The organism is Rhodococcus sp. IEGM 1241 (assembly GCF_033142365.1).
In the GTDB taxonomy this organism is placed as follows: Bacteria; Actinomycetota; Actinomycetes; order Mycobacteriales; family Mycobacteriaceae; genus Rhodococcus_F; species Rhodococcus_F erythropolis.
This window is the reverse complement of record NZ_JAWLSE010000004.1, coordinates 218,669-238,771: the sequence shown is the minus strand read 5'-3', so window position 1 is coordinate 238,771 and position 20,103 is coordinate 218,669. Positions and strand designations below refer to the sequence as shown.

Annotated in this window: 17 protein-coding genes; 13 read left to right on the top strand and 4 right to left on the bottom strand. The window is 62.6% G+C overall.

The features are described 5' to 3' along the window. Window positions 1-57: 57 nt before the first annotated feature. A complete protein-coding gene (locus R4P70_RS19490; RefSeq protein WP_070385795.1) occupies window positions 58-2,220 on the bottom strand; it encodes an acyl-CoA dehydrogenase in 2,163 nt (720 codons plus the stop codon). A gap of 94 nt (window positions 2,221-2,314) precedes the next feature. Here R4P70_RS19490 and kstR point away from each other — a divergent pair, with 94 nt between their 5' ends. Together kstR and otsB are read left to right on the top strand one after the other, a co-directional pair. Further along, the gene (gene kstR / locus R4P70_RS19485) at window positions 2,315-2,953 is read left to right on the top strand and encodes a cholesterol catabolism transcriptional regulator KstR (RefSeq protein ID WP_003945752.1); all 639 of its coding nucleotides are present in this window, start codon (window positions 2,315-2,317) and stop codon (window positions 2,951-2,953) included. Between the two features lie 87 nt (window positions 2,954-3,040). After that, window positions 3,041-5,581: a trehalose-phosphatase gene (gene otsB, locus R4P70_RS19480; protein ID WP_021332371.1), complete on the top strand. Its 2,541-nt coding sequence runs from the start codon at window positions 3,041-3,043 to the stop codon at window positions 5,579-5,581. A 3-nt stretch (window positions 5,582-5,584) separates the two neighbouring features. Here the strand turns inward: otsB and R4P70_RS19475 are convergent, their stop codons facing one another. Next, on the bottom strand, window positions 5,585-6,673 hold the full coding sequence (locus tag R4P70_RS19475; protein ID WP_007733995.1) for a LacI family DNA-binding transcriptional regulator: 1,089 nt from the start codon (window positions 6,671-6,673) through the stop codon (window positions 5,585-5,587). Window positions 6,674-6,812: 139 nt separating this feature from the next. Here R4P70_RS19475 and R4P70_RS19470 point away from each other — a divergent pair, with 139 nt between their 5' ends. From R4P70_RS19470 to R4P70_RS19440, 7 genes are all read left to right on the top strand, one after another. Then, on the top strand, window positions 6,813-7,763 hold the full coding sequence (locus R4P70_RS19470; RefSeq protein ID WP_317831238.1) for a metal ABC transporter solute-binding protein, Zn/Mn family: 951 nt from the start codon (window positions 6,813-6,815) through the stop codon (window positions 7,761-7,763). A gap of 102 nt (window positions 7,764-7,865) precedes the next feature. Beyond that, complete coding sequence (locus R4P70_RS19465) at window positions 7,866-8,726, top strand: metal ABC transporter ATP-binding protein (RefSeq protein WP_029254441.1); 861 nt, start codon at window positions 7,866-7,868, stop codon at window positions 8,724-8,726. Then, window positions 8,723-9,604, top strand: a complete 882-nt coding sequence (locus R4P70_RS19460; RefSeq protein ID WP_003945811.1) for a metal ABC transporter permease — start codon at window positions 8,723-8,725, stop codon at window positions 9,602-9,604. The genes R4P70_RS19465 and R4P70_RS19460 overlap by 4 nt, the downstream gene beginning before the upstream one ends. 34 nt (window positions 9,605-9,638) lie before the next feature. Next, window positions 9,639-10,400 carry a 5-oxoprolinase subunit PxpA gene (locus R4P70_RS19455; protein ID WP_317831235.1) on the top strand — a complete coding sequence of 254 codons (762 nt, stop codon included), beginning with the start codon at window positions 9,639-9,641 and terminating at the stop codon, window positions 10,398-10,400. Beyond that, the gene (locus R4P70_RS19450) at window positions 10,397-11,011 is read left to right on the top strand and encodes a 5-oxoprolinase subunit B family protein (RefSeq protein ID WP_092764586.1); all 615 of its coding nucleotides are present in this window, start codon (window positions 10,397-10,399) and stop codon (window positions 11,009-11,011) included. The genes R4P70_RS19455 and R4P70_RS19450 overlap by 4 nt, the downstream gene beginning before the upstream one ends. A gap of 57 nt (window positions 11,012-11,068) precedes the next feature. Beyond that, window positions 11,069-11,941, top strand: coding sequence for a biotin-dependent carboxyltransferase family protein (locus tag R4P70_RS19445; RefSeq protein WP_182261283.1), 873 nt, complete (start codon window positions 11,069-11,071; stop codon window positions 11,939-11,941). A gap of 77 nt (window positions 11,942-12,018) precedes the next feature. Further along, complete coding sequence (locus tag R4P70_RS19440; RefSeq protein ID WP_317831232.1) at window positions 12,019-12,711, top strand: LpqN/LpqT family lipoprotein; 693 nt, start codon at window positions 12,019-12,021, stop codon at window positions 12,709-12,711. Between the two features lie 88 nt (window positions 12,712-12,799). Here the strand turns inward: R4P70_RS19440 and R4P70_RS19435 are convergent, their stop codons facing one another. Further along, a complete protein-coding gene (locus R4P70_RS19435) occupies window positions 12,800-13,441 on the bottom strand; it encodes a hypothetical protein (RefSeq protein ID WP_029254438.1) in 642 nt (213 codons plus the stop codon). A 366-nt stretch (window positions 13,442-13,807) separates the two neighbouring features. Between R4P70_RS19435 and R4P70_RS19430 the strand changes: the two genes are divergently transcribed. Next, window positions 13,808-14,530, top strand: a complete 723-nt coding sequence (locus R4P70_RS19430) for a hypothetical protein (RefSeq protein ID WP_225320267.1) — start codon at window positions 13,808-13,810, stop codon at window positions 14,528-14,530. Between the two features lie 172 nt (window positions 14,531-14,702). Then, on the top strand, window positions 14,703-15,500 hold the full coding sequence (locus tag R4P70_RS19425; RefSeq protein ID WP_019746842.1) for a helix-turn-helix domain-containing protein: 798 nt from the start codon (window positions 14,703-14,705) through the stop codon (window positions 15,498-15,500). 4 nt (window positions 15,501-15,504) lie between these two features. Here the strand turns inward: R4P70_RS19425 and R4P70_RS19420 are convergent, their stop codons facing one another. Continuing rightward, window positions 15,505-16,494: an iron-siderophore ABC transporter substrate-binding protein gene (locus tag R4P70_RS19420; RefSeq protein ID WP_029537512.1), complete on the bottom strand. Its 990-nt coding sequence runs from the start codon at window positions 16,492-16,494 to the stop codon at window positions 15,505-15,507. 199 nt (window positions 16,495-16,693) lie between these two features. Here R4P70_RS19420 and R4P70_RS19415 point away from each other — a divergent pair, with 199 nt between their 5' ends. Then, on the top strand, window positions 16,694-18,322 hold the full coding sequence (locus R4P70_RS19415; RefSeq protein WP_031330913.1) for an ABC transporter transmembrane domain-containing protein: 1,629 nt from the start codon (window positions 16,694-16,696) through the stop codon (window positions 18,320-18,322). After that, entirely contained in the window at window positions 18,319-20,100 is a 1,782-nt protein-coding gene (locus tag R4P70_RS19410) for an ABC transporter ATP-binding protein (protein ID WP_046377906.1), read from the top strand. Before R4P70_RS19415 ends, R4P70_RS19410 begins: the two co-directional genes overlap by 4 nt. Window positions 20,101-20,103: the final 3 nt, after the last annotated feature.

Here is a 20,103-nt window from a genome sequence, read left to right as displayed (position 1 = left end):
ACGTGTTCTAGTTGTATCACCAACGTGGACATTTCTAAAGGCCTCTACTCACGCCGTCTAATCACGGGGCAGACCCAGAATTCTCTCCGCGGCGACGGTCAACAGAATCTGCGTGGTTCCGCCGGCAATCGACAGGCATCGCGTGTTGAGGAACTCACGCGAGAGCGGACCCTCCACCCATCCGGCTGGGCCACCCAATTCCATGGCGAACTCTGCGACATTCTGACGCTGGCGCACGCCCACCAGCTTGCGGACGCTCGACGCCGGGCCCGGATCCTGACCATCCAATTGCCGCAGTGTCGTGCGCAATTCCAGCAACGAGCCCACCATGGCGGTTCCGATCAGCCCACCGAGCTTGTCTGCAACCACAGGATCGGGATCGCCCGCCAGCTCGAGCAATTCCTCCATCGCACCGCCGAGCGAAGAGCCCCCGCTCATCGCGACTCGCTCGTTGGCGAGGGTCGTTCGGGCCAGTTTCCAGCCTCCGCCGAGCTGGCCGACGACGCAGTCGTCCGGCACGAAGACGTCGTCGAGGAAGACTTCGTTGAACAGAGCATCGCCGGTGATCTCACGCAGCGGCGAGATCCGAATCCCGGCCGTCTTCATGTCGAGAAGGAAGTACGTGATGCCCTTGTGCTTGGGAACCTCGCGATCGGTTCTGGCGAGGCAGATGGCCCAGTCAGCTTCACGCGCAAGCGAAGTCCAGACTTTCTGGCCGTTCAGCTTCCAACCGCCGTCGACCTTCTCCGCGGTCGTACGCAGCGCGGCAAGATCGGAACCTGCACCAGGTTCACTGAAGAGCTGACACCAAGTGATCTCACCCTTGAGCGTCGGTGTCGCAAATCTTTCGATCTGCTCCGCACTGCCGTGCTCGAGGATGGTGGGAACTGCCCACCACCCGATCACGAGATCGGGTCGGCCGATACCGACGGCCGCCAACTCTTCTTCGATCAAAATCTGTTGCGCGGCCTTGGCGCCCCGGCCGTACGGCTTAGGCCAGTGCGGCGCAAGGTAGCCCGATTCGGCCAACGCGTTGCGCTGTTCGGATTCGGGCAGCGCCACCAATTGCGCTACCTCTTCGCGAATGTCGGACCGGTCGGATTCCAGCTCACTCAAGTCGATCTGAAGGTGACGCCGTGCACCGCCGATCGTCAATTCAACGACGCGTGCGCGCCAGCGGGACGATCCACCCAGAATCTGCCGGAGCGACAGTGCTCGACGAAGGTAGAAGTGCGCCTCGTGCTCCCAGGTGAATCCGATGCCGCCGAGCACTTGAATGCAGTCTTTTGCCGTGTCGACAGCGGCGTCCAGAGACACCGCGGCCGCCACCGCCGCCGCGATCGGAAGTTCGTCGCCCGACTCTGCAGCGACCGCACCATCCCAGGCGACAGCTCCGGCATTTTCCACTCGGCACAGCATTTCGGCACAGATATGTTTGATCGCCTGGAACGAACCGATGGGTTTTCCGAATTGTTCGCGAATCTTCGCGTACTCCACCGCAGTACGCAGACTCCACGCCGCAATTCCGGCAGCTTCGGCAGCCCCAAGTACCGCCGCTAGATCGGAAACCGATCCTGGCGCAATGTCATCGAGGATTCGGTCGGCGTCGACCGTCACTCGGTCGAAGGAGACTCGCGCCAGTGGTCGCGACTTGTCGATCGTGTCGACCGCTTCGTAGGTCACACCTTCGCTGTCTCCGTCGACGAGAGCCCAGACGACACGCGAGCCTTCACCTTCCGACACCACGCCCGCCGACACGAGGACCGATACGCCCGAGTCTCCACCCCAGGCGTAACCTCCTTCGCCATGAAGCTCGATGCCGCCGGACGCATTCGCCGTTGCCGCAACTGGACTTTCGTCCAATACGACGGCACACGGCAACGCACCGTCGGCGAGCATTTCGGACCAGCGCTTGGCAGCGGGCGACGAACTACGCCCAACCACCAGAGCTGCAAGTGCAGTCGTGAGAACAGGACCCGGCACGAGTTCGATTGCCGCCTGCTCGAGCATTGCTGCGAGATCGACGATTTCGGCTCCGGCTCCGCCTACCGATTCAGGAACGGCGACGGAAAATATCCCGAGAGACGCGAACTCGGACCATTTCTCCCGCCACGAAACTGCTGGTCCACGGCGTACCATGTCCATCGGCGTGGCCGAGCGAGCCCAGGCCTCTATCGATTCCTGGACCGCCCGCTGTTCATCGGTCGTGGCGATTGTCACAACTGGTTCCCGCCTCTCGATAAGTGACACAATTGTTTAGAACGTGTTCTAATATGACACCTGGCCAAGAGTCAAGGCGCGAAGGAATTTGTCGATGACCACAACATCCCGATCCCGCTCCAACGCGGTTGCTTCTGCAACGCTCGGGGACGACGATCTCAGCTCCAACGCGCAACGTGAACGCCGCAAGCGGATTCTCGACGCAACCCTCGCCCTGGCGTCCAAGGGTGGCTACGAGGCTGTTCAAATGCGCGCCGTGGCCGAGCGCGCCGATGTCGCAGTCGGAACGCTCTATCGCTACTTCCCCTCCAAGGTTCACCTGTTGGTGTCCGCTCTGGCACGCGAATTCGAGAAGATCGATTCCAAGGGCAAGATCCCACCTGGAACCAGCCCGCTCGAGCGGATGCAGCTGATCCTCAGCCTCATCACCCGAGCGATGCAGCGCGATCCGCTCCTCACCGAAGCCATGACTCGCGCGTTCATGTTCGCCGACGCCTCCGCAGCGGCAGAGGTCGATCAGGTGGGCCAGTTGATGGACCGCCTCTTCGCACGAGCGATGACCGAAGAGGAGCCGACCGAAGAGCAGTTGGCAATCGCGCGCGTGATCTCCGATGTGTGGCTGTCCAATTTGGTGGCCTGGCTCACGCGACGTTCTTCGGCTACCGATGTCGCCAATCGACTGGAATTGACGGTTGAACTGCTGCTCGGTGATGGAACTCGGAAACCCGAATAGACATCCTTTGTCGCATCTGTCATTTTTGCACTGATCTGGCAGAAACGTATCGAGCCAGGAGTCGCTGCATCACCTAGATTTGAAGAGGTGAGCGCACAAGATCTGTCCATCGAACTCCGCCGAGCGCTGTCGGGCGTGGCACGCACGCCGCGTCTGCTCGTAGCCTCCGACTACGACGGGACGATGGCACCCATAGTCGCCAACCCGGACAAGGCGTATCCCCGCGCGGAAACGGTGCGTGCGCTCCGCTCCCTCGCCAGCCTGGCGTCGACGACTGCTGCCGTGATCTCGGGCCGCGCCCTCAAGGATCTGGCGGCGCTGTCCCGGCTTCCCGCCGAAGTGCAATTGGTCGGCAGCCACGGCTCCGAGTTCGACATCGGATTCGTTCACGCGATCGACGCCGACGCCAGGAAACTGCTCGACGAGATCGTCACCGAGTTGGGCCGAATCGCCGCCGACACCCCCGGCGCAACTGTGGAGAAGAAGCCCGCCAGCGTCGCCTTGCACGTACGCAACACCAGCGCCGACGACGCCGAGAAGGCGCTCATCGCCGTTCGCACCGAATCGGCCCTCTGGCCGGGTGTTCAGGTCACCGAGGGTAAGTCGGTGGTCGAGTTGGCGGTCATCGCCACCGACAAGGGCCACGCACTCGACTTGATCCGCCATCAGGACGGCGCTACCGCTGCCGTCTTCATCGGGGACGACGTCACCGACGAAAAGGCGTTCAGCAGGCTGCAGGGGCCGGACATCGGAATCAAGGTCGGCAGCGGGGACACCGTCGCCGACTATCGCGTCGACAGCACCGAGGATGTCGCTGCTGCTCTGGCGTTCCTGCTCGACGAGCGCCGTACGTGGCTTTCCGGTGCCGACGCTCCGCCCATCGAGCGACTCTCGATGCTCGCCAGTCCGCGGACCGTCGCTTTGGTGACCCCGGATGCGACGCTGACCTGGTTGTGTCACCCGGAACCGGATTCCGCGGCGGTCTTCGCCCACCTTCTCGGCGGAACCGGGGCCGGCCACTTCTCGGTCGGGCCTCGCCGCACAGCGTTGCCACTGAGCCAGAAGTACATCGACAGCACGATGACCGTTCAGACCCGCTGGGCGAGCCTGTCCGTCACCGACTACCTCCCGCACGACGTCCCGCAGGGACGAACCGACCTGACCCGCATCATTTCCGGTCAGGCCGACGCGATCGTCTCGTTTGCACCCCGTCCCGAGTTCGGCCAGGGTCAGGTCACGCTCGAGGTCGTCGACGAGGGCATTCGGGTCCTCGGCACCAACGAGCCCTACGTGCTCCGCTCCCCTGGTGTGCTGTGGAACATCGCCACCGACGGAAACCAGCAGACTGCCCACGCCATCGTCGAGCCGTCCAAGGGTGACGTCGTACTCGAATTGCGCTGCGGAACAGAAGAAATCGGCCCTTCCGAAGTTCCGGAACTCGAGCGTCGAGCGACCTCGGAGGCATACTGGTCCGATTGGGCCAAGACGCTCGAACTGCCGAAGCTGAAGCCGGACTTGATGAAACGCTCGGCGCTGACCTTGCGCGGGCTGGTTCATGCCGATTCCGGTTCCATCATGGCCGCCGCCACAACATCCCTGCCGGAAGAGATCGGCGGAGTCCGCAACTGGGACTACCGCTACTGCTGGTTGCGCGATGCCGCCCTCACCGCAACAGCTCTCGTGAGCGTCGGATCCACCGACGAAGCCGAGAACTACCTCGACTGGGTCCACCGCGTACTCGAAACGCTGCCGGGACCCGAGCGCCTGCACCCCCTCTACACGCTCTACGGGACTTCGCTACCGCCAGAGGCCGTCATCGATTCACTTCCCGGATACGCCGGCTCCAGGCCGGTCCGCGTCGGAAACGCCGCGAATCAGCAGGTTCAACTGGACGTGTTCGGCCCGATCGTCGAGCTGATCGTCGAACTGGCGAATGCACGCGAAAAGGCCGGTGCCCCCGATCCTTTGAGTGACCGCGACTGGGAACTGGTGTGCGCCATGGTCGAAGCAGTGCAGCGGCGCTGGTTCGAACCGGATCACGGCATCTGGGAAATTCGCGACAACCCGCGCCACCACGTCTATTCCAAGGTGATGGGTTGGGTCACCGTCGACCGCGCCGTCGATCTTGCTACTCGCTTTTCTCGCGAGGCTCTGCCCGAGTGGGCGGAACTGCGTGACCAGATCGCCGACGAAGTGCGACACAAAGGCTGGAAGGACGACGTCCAGTCGTACACCGCAGCCTACGACGGTACCGATCTCGACGCCGCTACTCTGCACATCGGGCTGTCGGGACTGATCGATCCGACGGATCCACGCTTTGCAGCGACCGTCGTAGCCACCGAGGCTGAACTACGCAGCGGCTCAACGGTATACCGATACCATCACGACGACGGTCTGCCCGGCATCGAAGGTGGGTTCCACCTCTGCGCCGCCTGGCTCGTCGAGGCCTACCTACTGATCGGACAACGCCTGCAAGCAGAGGCACTGTTCGATCAGTTGGTCGCGGCAGCGGGTCCTACCGGACTACTCGCGGAGGAGTACGACCCCATCGCGGAACGCTCGCTGGGCAACCATCCCCAGGCGTACAGCCATCTGGGATTGTTGCGCTGCGCCCAACTCCTGGCGTGAGCGCTACCCCTTGATCCGACCTGATGTTCGCCCGGCCAGTAGTTCGGTGTCGAGCATCTCGACTATCGGAACGCCGGATCCAGACGGCGACATCAGGAGCGCACCGGCGCGCCGGCCCTTCTCTTCCTGGGGCTGGCGCACCGTTGTCAGTGATTCGCGCAGCGCCTCGTCGACGCCGTCGAATCCGGTGATCGACAGTTGGCCAGGTACATCGATGCCCTGCCAGCGCGCCCAGTCCAAGGCGCCGAGAGCCAGCACGTCGGTGGTGCAGACCAGTGCGGTGATCTCGGGGTTGGTCGCGAGAGCTTCCGCCGCCGCCGAGTGCCCGGACTGCGATGTGTGGACGTACCGCTCGATCACCGTGAGTGAGAGTGGGTCCATGTCGGACGCCACCATCGCGTCGCGCACTCCTTCGATGCGCTCACGCTGGACGTGGAAGTGCGGGGACTTGAGTCGTTCCTGGCTGACCACGCCGTCCATCCGGTCGCGCCCCAGCCTCATGCAGAGCACGCCGATGTCACGGTGGCCGAGCCCGATGAGGTAATCGGCGACCTTGCGCATGGCAGCGCGGTCGTCGATGCCCACGAGGGATGCACCGGGAATCTCGCGCGGCTGGTCACACACCACGATCGGAATGTGACGCTCGAGCACGGCAGCGAGATACGGATCGTCGTCGGCCACCGAGTAGACGACGAAGCCGTCGACGCCCGCCTGCTGGACCACGGCTGCAGCATCCACCTCGTCGCGGCCGGGCCCGGCCGGGATGAGCAGCAAGCCCTGGCCCGCGTCCTCACACGATTCCGAGAGACCGGCAAGGAAGCTCATGGCGGCCGGGTCACGGAACGAATAACTGAGTGCTTCGGTGAGCAGAAGACCGACGGCACCGGCTTTGCGAGTTCGCAAGGAGCGGGCGACCGGATCGGGTCCGGGATATCCGCGTCGCTTGGCCGCTTGGAGCACTCGATCCCGCAGCTCGACGGAGAGCTGATCGGGTCGGTTGTACGCGTTCGAGACTGTAGTTCTCGACACATTGAGCTCGGCGGCAAGCGACGCCAAAGTGGCTTGACGGCGTGGCTGACGGGACCGGGGCATAAACGGACGTTAGCCGTAGTGCCCGCAGACGGCGCGTTGGGGCTGAACCGAAGGTGAACTACCAGCGACTATGCGCTAATGTGTAACGGTAACGGTTTCCAATAGCATTTAGCCCAGCCTTTGTTCAGGAGAAAAGCACGTGCGTTCGTCGTCGAAATTCCGCACCGCCACCGCCCTCGCGGCCGTCTCGGTCGCCGCAGCATTCGCGCTCACCGCGTGCAGCTCCAGCTCGTCGAAAGACGAAGGCATCACCGTCGTCGCATCGACGAACGTGTGGGGCGACGTCACGCAAGCCGTCGCCGGCGACAAGCTGACCGTGACGTCGATCATCAACGAGCCATCCGCGGACCCGCACTCGTTCGAGGCGACTCCAGCCGATGCCGCCAAGATCACCGACGCATCGCTCGTTGTCTACAACGGCGGCGGCTACGACCAGTTCATCACCGACGTCCTCGACGCGGGCAAGGGTGAGCAGAAGACGGTCAACGCCTACAACCTGCTCGACGGTGGCATCCACGCCGGCGAAACCGCGGGCGAATCGCATGACGGTCACACCCACGGCGCAGTCAACGAACACGTCTGGTTCGACATTCCGACCGTCGACGCCGTCGCACATTCGGTTGCCGATCAGCTGAGCGCTCTCGATCCGGACAACGCGGCGACCTACGAGGACAACGCGAAGGCATACAGCCAGAAGCTCGCCGGCGTCACAGCGATCACCGATTCCATCGCCGCTGCCCACGCGGGCGCACCGGTGGCGCAGACCGAGCCGATCGCGCACTACCTCCTGGTCGCAGCTGAACTGAAGGACGCAACTCCCGAAGAGTTCACCAGTGCCATCGAAGACGGCAACGATCCTTCACCGGCCGCAATCGCCGCAACGCGCCAGCTCCTCTCGGAGAAGCAGGCCCGCGCACTGGTCTACAACATCCAGACGCAGGACAAAGTGACCCAGGACATGCGCACCACAGCCGAAACCGCCGGAGTGCCCGTCGTCGAGGTTACGGAGACTCTCCCCGAGGGCCTGGACTACATTCAGTGGCAGACGCAGACCGCGGAGTCGCTCGCAAACGCCCTCTCTGCCCAGTAATTATTTGCCCCACGATTTCCGAGAAGAACCGATCGGCTTGTGACAGAAACTTCCGCGAATACTCCTGTGCCCCCTGGTAACACCGTGCCTCCTGGTAACACCGTGCCTTCGAAGGCCTCCGTGCCCGCTGTGACGCTGAAGGACGCTCGATTGTCTTTCGGCGCCCGCACATTGTGGGACGGGCTCGATCTCGAGGTACAGCCAGGTGAGTTCATCGCCGTACTCGGGCCGAACGGGTCGGGCAAGACCTCGCTCTTGAAGATTCTGCTGGGCCAACTACAACTCAGCGGCGGTAGTGCACAGATCGTCGGCACGCCGGCACGGGCCGGGAACTCACACGTCGGGTACATCCCGCAGCAGAAATCCATCGACGACGGCCTCCCGCTCCGCGGCCGCGACCTGGTCGGCCTCGGCGTCGACGGTCACCAGTGGGGTACGGGCCTACTGCGTCGGGGTCGTCGCCGCAAGATCGTCGACGACGCCATCGCACAGGTCAGCGCCCAGTCGTTTGCCGACGCTCCCATCGGTTCCATGTCCGGCGGTGAGCAGCAGCGACTGCGGATCGCGCAGGCTTTGGTCGGCGACCCGCGGATCCTGCTGTGCGACGAGCCGCTGCTCAGCCTCGACCTCGCCAACCAGCACCTGGTCTCGACGCTGATCGACAAGCGTCGGCGCAGCCATGACACCGCAGTGCTGTTCGTGACGCACGAGATCAATCCGATCCTGCCGTTGGTCGATCGAGTGCTCTATCTGGTGGACGGCAAATTCCGGATCGGGACGCCGGCCGAAGTGATGACGTCCGAGGTTCTCTCGGATCTGTACAACACCGACGTCGAAGTGTTGCAGGTTCGTGGCCGCCTCGTCGTGATCGGCACCGGAGACGCCATCGACGCGCTCGGCAGCGCAGGCGGACTACGTCCGGGAGAAGGCGTTCACCATTCGGATGAGGATCACCACCAGTGAGTAACAAGTTCACCGACGCGATGTCGCGGATGTTCGACGTGTCCGCCACCGTCGACCTACTGCAGTACGACTTCGTCCAACAGGCGTTGATTGCCGGTGCCATCCTCGGATTGTTGGCAGGCATCATCGGGCCGCTGATCGTGAGTCGTCAGATGTCGTTCTCGGTGCACGGAACGAGTGAGCTGTCACTGACGGGTGCATCCGCCGCACTTCTCGTCGGTGTGGGCGTCGGCTTCGGTGCCATCGTCGGATCCGTGGTCGCGGCAGTGCTGTTCGGGCTGCTCGGAGCCAAAGCGCGCGACCGAGATTCGGTGATCGGCGTGATCATGGCTTTCGGTCTCGGCTTGTCGGTGTTGTTCCTCTGGGCGTACGACGGTCGCACGGGAACCAGCTTCTCACTGTTGGTCGGACAGATCGTGGCGCCGGGAAACAGCGGTCTCGAACTTCTTCTGCTGTGCGCGGTCATCGTGATCGGCACACTCGGATTCATCTATCGCCCTTTGCTGTTCGCGAGCACCGACCCCGAAGTTGCTGCAGCTCGCGGTGTTCCGGTTCGGGCACTGTCGATCGTGTTCGCAGTGTTGGTCGGCATCACCGCAGCACTCGGCGTACAGATCGTCGGTGCGCTGCTGGTGATGTCGCTGCTGATCACCCCCGCAGCGGCCGCCGCGTACGTCACGGCAAGCCCACTCAAGGCCACGATCCTCTCCGTCGTGTTCGCCGAACTGGCAGCCGTCGGCGGCATCCTTCTCTCGCTGGCACCCGGCGTTCCCGTCTCGAGTTTCGTCACCTCGGTCTCGTTCGTGATCTACCTGATATGCCGACTCTTCGGATCCGCACGTCGCAAGAATGCGGGACGGATTCCGGCGCACGCCTGAACACCGAGAGCCCATACCTACCTAGAATCGAGGTATGGGCTACAGCGTTGATCTGAACAGCGACCTCGGCGAGGGCTTCGGAGCCTGGACCCTGGGCGACGACGGCGCCATGCTCGAACTTGTCACCAGCGCGAACATCGCCTGCGGATTCCATGCCGGCGACCCGACGACGCTGTTGGCTACTTGCGAATCCGCAGCCACCCGCGGCGTGCGGATCGGCGCGCAGGTGGGTTACCGAGACCTCGCCGGTTTCGGCCGACGCTTCATCGACATGTCCCCGAAAGACCTCACCGCCGACGTCATTTATCAAATAGGGGCACTCGACGGTTTGGCTCGTGTCGCCGGATCGCGGGTCACGTACGTCAAACCCCACGGCGCGCTTTACAACGCAATAGTCCATCACCGACGGCAGGCGCGGGCTGTGGTCGCCGCCGTCGTTGCCTACGACAGTTCGCTACCTGTTCTCGGACTACCTGGTTCGGTGTTTCTGGAAGAGGCGCGCGAAGCCGGCCTCGACGTGGTCGCCGAGGCTTTTGCCGATCGCGCGTACACGGCAGAAGGCACTTTGGTCCCCCGCACCGAGTCGGGCGCCGTTCTGAACGACCCGGCGCTTGTTGCAGAACGGGTTCGGCGAATGGTCGTCGACGGCGAGTTGGATGCGGTCGACGGGAGCACCCTCAAAATCACCGCGGAGTCGGTGTGCGTACACGGTGACAGTCCGGCAGCCGTCGACATGGCCGCAGCGATCCGCGATCTCCTCGAATCCTCCGACGTCGAGATCACACCGTTCACATGATCACGATCCTGCCCGCCGGTGAATCCGCAGTCCTCGTCGAGTACGACGAACTGCCGAGCGTGCTGGGCAACTTCAGGGCTCTCGACGCCAGTCGAATCCCCGGAGTGATCGATCTGATTCCCGCGGCGCGAACCATCCTGATCGAGTACGACAACACGATCACCGGGCACAAACTCGTGGAGAAATGGGTACGTGGGGCCGTACCGATCGAACTCACAGCAGACGAGAGCTGGCCTGCTGTCGCGATTCCGGTCCGCTACGACGGCGGCGATCTCGTCGAAGTGGGCAAGCTGACCGGACTCGGGGTCGACGGTGTCATCGAGGCTCACACGTCTGCGTCGTGGACCGTCGCGTTCATCGGTTTCGCCCCCGGCTTCGCGTATCTGACCAGCAACGAGAGAAAGCTCGAAGTTCCACGTCGATCGGACCCGCGCAGGCAGGTCCCGGCCGGTGCAGTCGGGTTGGCCGGACCGTTCTCGGGCGTCTACCCGCGTAGCTCCCCGGGCGGCTGGCAGTTGATCGGAACGACGGAACTGTCGGTGTGGGATGCCGAGCGCCGCCCGCCGGCGCTGCTTCTACCCGGCACCACAGTCACCTTTGTCCGTGCATGATTTCGGTGCAAGCATGATTTTGGTGTCTTCACCGCGTTGTTGCGGGACAATGGATTCATGGCCTGGCTCGAGGTAGTGCGTACCGGCCCGCTCGCCACAGTTCAGGACCGCGGGCGGAGAGGCTACGGCGCTCTCGGGGTCGGCAGATCCGGCGCCGTCGACATGATCTCGCACGACAGCGCGAACAGACTCGTAGGCAACACTTTTCGAGCAGCAACCATCGAAGTCACCACTGGGGGTTTTGCGATGCGGGCCGTCGGTTCGATGACGGTGGCAGTGACAGGCGCGCGGGTGCCGCTGGCCGTCGACGGACGGCCGGCACCTGACTACGCGAGCATCCACCTGGGCGGTGGCAGCACTATCGAATTGGGTTACAGCACAACCGGGTTGAGAACGTACATCTCTGCGCGCGGTGGCGTCGACGTCCCGCAGGTACTCGGCAGTAGATCCACCGACACGCTCTCCGGGCTCGGGCCGCCGCCGCTCGCCGCCGGTGATCTACTCCTCCTCGGGGCAGAGGAAGGGACGTGGCCCACCGAAGAGTTGATTCCACCGCCGGCATCTGCACTCGGCGCAGTTCCGATCGAGATCACGCTCGGCCCCCGAAATTCCTGGTTCACCGCCGCATCCGTCCACGCGCTCCTTCACACCACGTGGAAAGTCACCGAACACACCAACCGAGTCGGGGTCCGGTTACAGGGCCAAGGGCCTTTACATCGCTCACGCACCGAGGAATTGCCGAGCGAAGGCGTCGTGATGGGATCCATCCAGGTGCCGCCAGGCGGCCAGCCCGTCGTATTTCTGGCCGACCATCCCGTGACTGGCGGATACCCGGTCATCGCCGTCGTTTCCGACGCTGGGATTGCGTCGCTGGCACAGCTGCGGCCCGGCAGCACCATTACCTTGAAGGCCACTACCAGGCCGCCCTAGCGCTGATAGTCTCAGCCGCGCCAGCAATGCTGCCGGCGGCGCTCGGCCGTCGCCAGAACCTGAAGGACTGTCACACTATGAGCCCTAAGAGCAGCACACTTGCTCTCGGAATAGCGTCACTGATCACTGCTGCACTCGTCCTGTCCGGATGCAGCAGTTCGGAAAGCGGCGACGCTGTCTCCAGTGATACCAACACCAGTGAGACCACCGCTTCCGAAAGTTCTGCATCCTCGTCGTCTGCCGCTCCCGCGACGCCGACTTTGCGGGACGGGACACCGTTCATCGGTGAGCGGACGACGATCGAAACCGGCGACGACCCCGAAGCGCCGAACATCAGCGTCAGCCTCCCGCCAAGCTGGACTCACGGTGAGAACATCCCTGCCGGCGTTACTGATGCGTTGTCCAGCAACAGCCAGGAACCCAGCGGTTTCATGCCGAACACCACCGTGACGGTCGAAAACCAAGGCACCGCAACAAAAGACGAGGTTCTTGCCGCTGCGCGTGAAACGATCGCCACCCTCGACGGATGGACCGAGGTGAAGTACACCGAGATCGACGTCGACGGACAGCAGGGGTTCCGCCTCTCCGGAACCTGGACCGCCCCAAACCTGGACGTTCCGCTCTACGCCGTCATGACAGTCGTCGCTTACCAAGCCGACGACAACTCGCCGGTCTACCTGGTCAGCTTTGCGAATCAGTTCACCGACACGACGAACATGCAGACCTCCAACCAGGTGGAAGAGATCAACACCTCGATCGAATTCGGCTGAGCACCTCATGATTTGAGCGCTTGATCACCGAATAACCGCGGCGGGCCGAGACTACGACAGTCTCGGCCCGCCGTTTCACAATTCTCGGCTAACTCGAGCCGAACAGTCCGCTGAGGGAACCGAGGCCACCACTCAACGAGCCGAGCGATCCGGTTCCGCCACCGGTTCCGGGGCCAGTGGGATCAACGGGATCAACGGGATCAACCGGGTCAACGGGATCAACCACATCCGCGGCGCGGACAGTGATGGACGGGCCCAAGTTGGCGAAATTCGCACTCGACTGGAATCCGTTGCCCATCACCGTGGCACCTACCGCCAATCCACTTCCGTACACGGTTCCCGGCGCACACGAAGCAGTGACCGTGTAGCTGGTCTTCATGGTCACCGGCTTGCTGCCGTTGTTGATCCAGCCGGCACTGGTCACCTCGAGCGTCGTGGCTGTCAGTTCCGGCGTTTCAGTGGTTTCGGTCATCGTCCCGCCAACGTGAAACTTCGTGACCTTCGCCGAGCCCGGGACAAAGGTCAAGCATGCGGCATGCGTCTCGGTGAACCTGCTGATATATCCGTCGATTCCGCTCTTCTTCGACACTGTCGTGTAGGTGATCGTGTCACCGATCTTCGGGGACGCATTGTCCACGGTGCGAGTAAATGTGTAGGCACCAGAAGTTGCTGTCTCGGCAGTCGCGACTCCCGCACCCAGCGCGCTTGCGCCCACAGCAAGAGCAATCACCCCCAAACCAGCTCCAACGGTGGACAGACTACGATTCCTGGATCCAAACTTTGCCACGAACAATCTCCACTCTGTGTGGTTCCAGGACAACCGAATTCATTGATTACTGGAACTTGTTGCAACCCGACTCTCGAAGTACGATACAGTCGACCTGGACATTCGCCCAGCTTTTCGCCGAATTGGTCGCCAATCAGTTAACAACAGGCAATCGAGGTCGAAAAAGTCCTCTCAATTCGGACTTTTCCGTAAATTCTGCCGAACTGACACATAGGCAAGCGTCCGATAGGTTTCAATGGTTACCACGGCGCAACCTTTGAAGAGTCATCCCCATCGCCGTCAGCGTGAACCCCTCGAACGGAGAATTTCATGTCACGTTTCTCAATGCGCAAAACACTCACCGGAGTAGCAATCGCTGCGCTTGCAACCAGCGGACTTCTCATCGGCACCGGAGCTGCGCACGCAGATGCCGCGCACCCGAAGACCAACACCGTGACTTCGAACCAAGTCACGATCACCAAGAGCGTCGTAGGCGACGGAGAAGTGGCGCCCGGCGGAAAATTGACCGTCCGCACCACGGTTTCGGCCAACGGCCATCCGGACTTCTTCGTCAACAAGTTCGTCGACCGTTTCCCGGCCGGATACACCTACATCAAGGACAGCGCCTCGATCGATTCATGGCACTTTCTCGGACTGACTCAGAAAACCGAGAAGGTCTCCCCCACCGTCGACAATGCGGCGCGCACCGTCACAATTCCCGATGCGGGTTGGAATGTCTCGATCACCGGCAGCAAGACAGTCACTTTCGAAGTGAGCTACCTGGTTCCGACCAACGCACAGCCGGGAACTTACGTCGAGCTCCCCAGTTCCATCGGCATCTCGCTGTGGGGCAGTGATCAGAACATCGGCGATGTCTACGCCAAGATCCGCGCCAAGAACCCCGGTGAGGCTGCCGCATCGGGCTCGGCAGATCTGGGCTTCGGCTCTTCTGACGGCGAGGGCGGAACCGGTTCGGCCGGCTCCTCCATCCTCGACAACCCGGCCGGCTTCATCTCCGACATCATCAGCGGTGTCCTGGCCAACGGCAGCTGATTCACCTGCTCCACCTGTAAACACTCCGTCGGGGAATGTGATCGAGGGTGGCATCGAGTCTTCGGACTCGGTGCCACCCTCGGTCTTTTGTCGCGACCGCACTCCCTCGTGCCCTGCGTCGAAGAACCAAATAGGAAAGCATTACCTAAGTCATTCGCGGTATGATCCACCGATGAGTTCCACAGGATTTCCGTACTGGGCTGTGCCGGCAGGCCGGTACGTTCCGCTCCCCTTCGCCATGACGACGTCCACCATCGGGCGCGATCAGAAGCGCGCGTGGCGTGAGATCCGCCATCCCGAGCACGAACTCCTGTGGGGCGCTTCCGGCGAGATGAGCGCGTACATCGACGACGTTCGTTGGCAGATCCCACCGACGGTCGGCATGTGGATTCCGGCTGGAACTCCACGGCGCATCACGCTCGGCGCATCCACCGAGGCTCGCTTCACCTATTTCCGGCCCGAGTCGTTCCCCCACCCGTGGACAAAACCCGCGATCATCGGCATCGACGACGTGGTCAAGACGATGCTCATCCATCTGCACCAGCGAAACATGCCTACCGAGGCTCGCTTGCGGGCGGAATCCGTAGTCTTCGACACGCTCGCGCCCATCGAGGCGGCTGATGTCGCAGTGCCGATGCCCGCCGATCCCCGGGCCCTCGCCGTTGCACGCCGCTTGATCGCCGACCCCGCCGATCAACGCGGGCTTGCCGATTGGGCCTATGTGGTCGGTGGAAGCCCCCGTACCCTGAGCCGCGTGTTCTCTCAGGGAACGGGGATGTCCTTCACCGAGTGGAGGATTCAAGTCCGCGTCCGCGCCGCGATGTCCTATCTCGCTGCGGGCGTTCCTGTTTCGACGGTTAGCCGTCGCGTCGGATACGAAACCCCCAGCGCCTTCACCAGCGTGTTCCGCAAGGTCACCGGACGAACACCGAAGAACTATTACTCGGACGCGTGCGAATTGTCAGCCTAGCTGGTCAGAAGCCGTTCATCTTCGAGACCAGTTCGGCGAAGGCATATTTGACGCTCAGCGACGTGGGCGAAGCCAGTGCCATGACTCGGGCCAGACCGAGCTGCTGAATCAGCCTGCCGTCCTTGACTGCAGGCAGGTCGGCAAACAACTTGTCCCCCATCAATCCGGGGAGCCCCTGACCACTCGCGTCGTTGAGCACGATCACGTCCGCGTCCAGTTCGTTGTACTGTTCGCGCGATGCAGTCACCGACCCCTGGGTGTCCCCGCACAGCTCTGCGCTTCCGGCCGACTGCTTCAGTCCGAGCTGGGACATCAGGATGACTCTGCCGTCGTCGGCGCAGTAATTGGTGAGGCCGTCGATGTTTCCCGAGAGGAAGGTCAAGGTTTTCCCGTTCAGATTCGGGGACCCCGCAGCCAGGTCGGCTATGGAATCGTCAGTTTCCTCGATCAGCTCAGCCGCCCGCTTCGGTTGTCCGAGTACTGAACCGATGGTCGACATCTGCTCCTGCCACGTAGTCGCCCATGCGGTCTCTTTGAACGGAATCGTGGGTGCGATCTGAGAAAGACGTGCATAGTCGTCTTCGGTGATTCCCGAGACCACCGCGATGATCACGTCCGGCTCCAACGCCAGGATCTGCTCGAAAGGCACACCGGAAGTGCTGTCGAGCAACGTGGGTTCGACGTCGCCCAACAATTCTTCGTCCCACGGCAGGATTCCGTTCTCCAAGCCTGCCCCGCTGAACGACTCCATGGCGACGGGCGTCTTGCCCAGTGCCAGGACCGAATCCTGGCTGTTCCAGCCGATGGTCACGATCCGCTGAGGTTCGGTCTCGATGGTGGTCGAGCCGTACGCGTGATCTACGGTGACCGGCAGCGCACCGGTCTCGGCCAACTGCGTCGTGTCCTCCGACGCTGTTGACTCGGTGCTGCTCTGGCAGCCTGCGAGCAGGGCAATCGCGGCCAACGCAGCCACTATTCGGGTAGTGCTTTTCATCTTCTGTCAGCTCTCTTCGCAAACGTACTTGTTTCGACCAGGCAGGTATATCGAGACCTGATCCCGGTAATGGGGTGTCGATACTCCATCTGTCCGCTGCCGCGTAGCCCTTGGCATCTGCGAGCACTTTCCGCACTCGCTCCGGCTCTACCGTAGAACTGCACAACGAGTGTTCAGATCTGGGCGAGGAGTTTCACGAGTGTCAGCGCTGCCCGAAACTCGTTCCGGTCCGATGGAGATGATCAGAGTCGGATCGTTCTCCTCCGGACGCGGCCCGCGACTGGTTGCAGCCGTCACCGGCCAGGCGTCGTATCAGGTAGCTCAAGCCCTCATTCCGGTGCTGATCGGTACCGTCGTCGACCGTGCAATCGGAAAGTCCGACAGCACAGCACTTCTCGTATGGCTTGCTGTGTTGTGTGCTCTGTTCGTGGGACTTGCTCTGTCGTGGCGCATCGCGGTTCGCCTGAACACGCAGGTCTTCGTCTACGGCGAACACGACCTACGATTGAACGCTGCCAGACGGGTCCTCGATGCCAGAGGCATGCAAGCTCAGCGCTCGACGGGTGAAGTTCTCACCATCTCCACCTCGGACGCCTCACACGTCTCGGGCTTCTCCTGGGTTGTCGCCGAACAGGGCTCAGCTTTTGCGGGGCTCGCCGCGGCAGTGATTTCGCTTGCCTTCGTCTCGTGGCCGCTCGCACTGATCGTCGTACTCATCACTGCTGCGCAGCTCGTATTCATTCACAAGATCAGCGGTCCACTGGACGAGCGTGTGTATGCAGAGCAGAAGAAGGCAGCCGAGGCAGGCATGCTTGCAACTGATTTCACGCTTGGGTTACGAGTACTGAAGGGTTTCGGGGCCGAGCCCACTGCCCTGTCGCGATACGTCAAGGCGAGCCGGGCGTCGATGAAAGCAGCGATCCGGACGGTCAGAGCAATGTCCAGTCTGACCGCGCTCAATTCCGGGGTCTCCGCGTTGGTGCTGGCGTCGGTCGCACTTGGAGCCGCGTGGATGGCGCATCAAGGCACGATCACCGTGGGCAACTTCGTCACCGTTGTCGGCTTGAGCAGGGTCATTGCCGGTCCGATGGAAACTCTGGGGTTCTTCGGTGCAGAACTCGCTGCCAAGCGAGGCTCCGCACGCAGGCTGTCCGAACTCCTGGCCGAGCCGCACCTGATCGAATCGCCGCCCTCCACCGCCCCGATCAGCGCTGTCAGAAGTGAAGACGCCCTGCTGATTTCGACGGACAACGGAACCGTCGTCTCAGCTCGCCGCGGCGAGGTGGTGGGCGTGCGCGCGGACGATTCCGCTCACCGACTGGCACGCCAACTCGCCTTTCAGACTCCGCTGGACCCTGACTGCTACTTCGTATTCGGCACCGATGCAACCGAACTCGGTCCGGACGGAGTTCGCGATCAGGTGTTCGTGTCCGCTCATGAAGGAACCGTGTTCACCGGCACCGTCTTCGACAATCTGGCTGCACCGAACGTCGACTCGTCGGCAATGACGTCATCTGCGCTCGACGACGTGTTGACGCATCTGCCCGACGGCCACCTCTCCGAGGTAGGTGAGCAAGGAAAGAAACTCTCCGGAGGTCAGCGCCAACGCCTTCTCCTCGCCCGCGCTTTGCATCAACCCCAGCCGATCCTGGTCCTCCACGAACCCACCACTTCCGTGGACTCTGTCACCGAACATCGAATTGCACACTCACTGAGAAACTTTCCCGACAAGGCCATTGTGGTGATCACCTCGAGTCCGACCTTGCTCCATTCGTGTGACCGTGTCGTCACGATCGACCACGCCGCTCGGGACGGAGACTCACTGTGACCGAAACCCTTCCGGATGCATCTGCTGTTCCGGCTACATCTGCCTTGCCGATCGCGTCGACCACACAGACGGTCCGCGCATTGATCGCACTGCTTCGGCCACGGGGGCGAGCGCTCGCACTCACGACCGTCGTACTTCTCTCCGCTACGGCCTGCGGCCTGTCCACCCCGGCGCTGCTCGGGCTCATGGTCGATGCAGTCACGGAGGGCAAACCGTTTGTCTCACTTCTGCGTATCACCGCATTCATGCTCGGCGCAGCGGCAGCAGGAGTTGCGCTGACTTGGTGGAGCACACAGCTTCTCGCGAATGTCGCGCAGAACGTGCTGGCCGATCTTCGTGAGGACGTGTTCGCCGCCACGCTCGCGCAGCCGTCGTCACTGGTCGAGGATGCCGGAACCGGTGATCTGATTTCCCGGGTCTCGGGTGACGTCGAAGCGGTAAACACCGTCATCGCGCGGGTGCTACCCGCAACGGTGTCCGCCCTGTTCATGATTTCACTGACGCTTGTCGGTGTGGGAGTGATCGATTGGCGATTCACCGTGGCGATCGTTGCCGTTGCGCCGATTCACTATTTCGCTCTTCGTCATTTCCTCCGACGCTCCGGACCCGTCTACCGACGCTCTCGCGCTGCGCAGGCCAGGCGGGGACAGCAGCTCATCGAAACCCTGGGTGGTGCAGGTACTGTCACTGCCCTGCGTCGAACCGACGAGCACATCGGCCGAATCGCCGAGACCTCCGAGCATGCCATCAGCTTCGACATGCAGGCAGTTCGACTGCGCACCAACTTCTTCGCTCAACTCAACGGCGCCGAACTGCTCGGACTGGCCGCGGTCCTGAGCGTCGGCTACTGGCTCGTGACCACGGGGTCGGTGTCCATCGGGGCCGCTACCGCCGCTGCGCTCTACTTCCACAGTCTGTTCAGCCCCATCGCGGTATTTCTCTCGAACATCGACGAATTGCAGGATGCGGGTGCCAGCCTGGCTCGCCTGATCGGTGTCACCGCGATGCCCGGGCGTCCCGCGAGCATTCCTGCCTCGGCTCGGTCCGCACCCATCGGAGTCGACGTGGAGCGGGTTTCTTACTCGTACGACAACTCCACCCCGGTGATCGATTCGATCTCGATCTCGATCGCACCGGGGGAACGAATCGCCGTCGTCGGCAGCAGTGGTGCCGGAAAGACCACACTCGCCAAACTGATTGCCGGCATCATTCCCGTCGGGGACGGGCGAATCACCGTCGACGGCACACCGATTGACGACCTGAGTGATGCCGAACTTCGGCACAAAGTCGTCCTGGTCAGCCAGGAAGTTCACGTGTTCGTCGGGACGATCGCCGACGATCTCCGGTTGTGCGCACCAGATTCGGACGATGCGAAGATCGCCGAAGCCGTCGAAACGATGAAAGCTCAATGGATCCATGAGCTTCCGGACGGGCTCGAGACCAGGGTCGGGGCCGGCGGGTACCAGTTGACGGCGGCACAGGCACAGCACATAGCCCTCGTCCGGCTGGCTCTGCTCGACCCGCCCGTCGTCATCCTCGACGAGGCGACTGCCGAAGCCGGAACCACTGCAGCCGGTCTACTCGATCAGGCAGCCGAGCTCGCAGTCACCGGCAGGACTGCCGTGGTGATCGCACACCGCCTGAGCCAAGCAGTCCGCGCCGATCGCATACTCGTCATGAGCGGTGGCCGCGTGGTCGAGAGCGGGACACATGACGAACTGATCGGCGCGGACGGTTCCTACGCTGCACTGTGGGAAGCCTGGTCGGTACGGAGCTAGAAC